This is a genomic window from Actinomycetota bacterium, from assembly GCA_005774595.1.
GTDB lineage: Bacteria > Actinomycetota > Coriobacteriia > Anaerosomatales > D1FN1-002 > D1FN1-002.
Map to the genome: position 1 here is coordinate 1 of VAUM01000369.1, position 1,701 is coordinate 1,701.

Annotated in this window: 2 protein-coding genes; one reads left to right on the plus strand and one right to left on the minus strand. The window is 72.1% G+C overall.

Going from position 1 to position 1,701, the window contains the following annotated elements; all coding sequences use genetic code 11:
* On the minus strand, nucleotides 1-864 hold an 864-nt coding region (locus tag FDZ70_10170; GenBank protein ID TLM67314.1), incomplete at its 3' end, for a DNA polymerase I.
* 161 nt (nucleotides 865-1,025) lie between these two features.
* Between FDZ70_10170 and FDZ70_10175 the strand changes: the two genes are divergently transcribed.
* Nucleotides 1,026-1,655, plus strand: coding sequence for a DUF3786 domain-containing protein (locus tag FDZ70_10175; protein TLM67315.1), 630 nt, complete (start codon nucleotides 1,026-1,028; stop codon nucleotides 1,653-1,655).
* The last annotated feature ends 46 nt before the right edge of the window (nucleotides 1,656-1,701 follow it).

Here is a 1,701-nt window from a genome sequence, read left to right on the forward strand (position 1 = left end):
GTCCCGCACTTTCGCCAGCAGCGACGTGAACCGCAGCTCGCCGAAGGCGGCCGTCACGTCCTCGGCGCGCCAGGTGCCCCAGCGCACGGACTCGAGATCGACGTCGACCGGCACGTCGCGCCTGATGGTGGCGACGGTCCGGCTGACGCGCGCCGCGTCCGCGTGCTCGCGCAGGTTCTCGCCGAGCTTGCCCTTGATGCCGGGAGCGGCCGCGAGCACCGCGTCGAGCGTGCCGTGCTCGGCGATCAGCTTCGCTGCCGTCTTCTCTCCGACGCCAGGCACGCCGGGGATGTTGTCGGAGGTGTCACCCTTCAGTCCCAGATAGTCGACGATCTGCTCGGGCCACACGCCGGTCTTCTCGTGGACGCCGTCACGGTCGTAGACGACGATGTCGGTGATGCCCTTGCGCGTCGACACGACGCTCACGAGGTCGTCGACGAGCTGCAGCGCGTCGCGGTCCCCGGTGACGAGCAGCACCCGGATGCCGAGCGCCTTGCCCTTCTCGGCGAGCGTGCCGAGGATGTCGTCGCCCTCCCACCCCTCGACCTCGACCACGGGCACGGCGAGCGCCCGCAAGAGGTCCTTGATCATCGGGAACTGCTCCTTGAGCAGCGGGTCGGTCGGCGGGCGGTGCATCTTGTACCGCTCGAGCGCTTCGATCCGGAACGCCGGGCGCCCGAGGTCGAACGCGGCGACCACGCCGTCCGGTCGCAGGTCGCTCATCATCTTGAACAACATCTGGAGGAAGCCGAACGCCGCGTTGGTGGACCGGCCGTCCGGCGCGGTCATGGTCGGCGGCAGGCCGTGGAAGGCGCGGTGGAGCAGCGAGTTGCCGTCGATGACGGCGATGGTGCGTTCGGGCATGCTCGGCGCCTCTCTCGTCCGCTCCTTCGACGGGCCGGCGGCGGCCACCCCGCGTGCTGCGATTCTACCCGACCGCCCCGACAGCCGACTTCACGTCCGGCCGCCCAGTCAGCGCCCTCCCTGCTATCCTCGAAGGCGTGTCCGCCACTGCGAGGAGCCGCATGTCCTCACCGCTCGATGCAGCTCGCGCCGCGCTCTCCGACCGCGACCCGGCCGAGGCGGCGGCCGCGTGCGGGTTCGAGCACTCCGAGACCCCCGGCGGCGCCTTGGTGACCGGGCTCTTGCTCACGCGGCCCTTCGCGCTCGAACTCCCCGGCTTGGACGCCGCATGGCGCGACGACGGCACGCCGGTGCCTTCGTTCCTGACCGCGCTGGTCGTCTACCACCTGGCCGTCGCCGACGGGACACCGCCCCGCGGCCGGTGGGTGTCGTACGCCGAGCTGCCCGACGGTTCGTTCTACGTCGCCGCGTGGCGGAGCTACACGCCCGACGCGCTCGTGCGGCACTTCGGCGACCGCATCGACGACCTGCGGCAGACCGCCGCGCCGCTCGGCGGTGAGCCGCTGACGCTCCCGGGCGACCTCGCCCTGCGCTTCGACCTCCTTCCGAGGATGCCCGTCGCGCTGCTCTACCACCGCTCCGACGACGAGTTCCCCGCTCGCGCGGACGTGCTCTTCGACGCCAACGCCTCGCACCAGCTGCCGACGGACGGGTGCGCCCTCCTCACCAGGCAGCTCGTCTCGATGCTCATCGCCGCGGACCCGCACCCGCCCGCGCCGCGGGGCGTGTAGACGCGCTCGCGCTGCGCGGACGGCCGATCCGCCCCCGCGCTACGAC